At 74.2% G+C, this 445-nt stretch carries 1 protein-coding gene; it reads left to right on the top strand.

All coding sequences use genetic code 11. From position 1 onward, the window contains the following. A partial coding sequence (locus ADL22_RS14585; RefSeq protein ID WP_066978358.1) for a hypothetical protein occupies positions 1–381 on the top strand: 381 nt, incomplete at its 5' end. Positions 382–445 lie beyond the last annotated feature (64 nt).

The raw sequence follows: 445 nt of genomic DNA, 5'->3' as shown, positions 1-445 counted from the left end.
GAGGTGGTGGGGGTGACGTTTCTGGCGCGGGGGGCGGACACGTTGTTTGCGGAGGCGGTGGTGGGGGCCGGGGGGCGGCTTGTGGTCGTGCTGCCGTCGCGGGATTACCGGGAGGCGAAGGTGAAGGGGGAGCATGCGGTGGCGTTCGATCGGCTTGCCGCCGGGGCGGAGATGGTCGTCATGCCGTTCGAGAGTGCGGAGCGGCGGGCGTATGAGGCGGCCAACGAGGAGTTGCTGCGGCGGGCGGAGCGGCTGGTGGCGGTGTGGGACGGCGTTCCGGCCGCGGGGAAGGGCGGGACGGCGGATACGGTCGCGCGGGCGCGGAGGGTGGGGGTGCCGGTGGATGTGGTGTGGCCGGAGGGGGCCGAGAGGGGGGAGTGACAACCCCGTACAGCCCGTACGAGGGCGAAGGGCCCGCCGCGCCAGGACAGGTGGTGCGGCGGGG

Origin of the sequence: Streptomyces sp. NRRL F-4489 (assembly GCF_001509485.1) — a bacterium.
Classification (GTDB): Bacteria; Actinomycetota; Actinomycetes; order Streptomycetales; family Streptomycetaceae; genus Streptomyces.
Note: the sequence above shows the minus strand (reverse complement) of the source record. Positions and strands in the feature narration are given on the sequence as shown.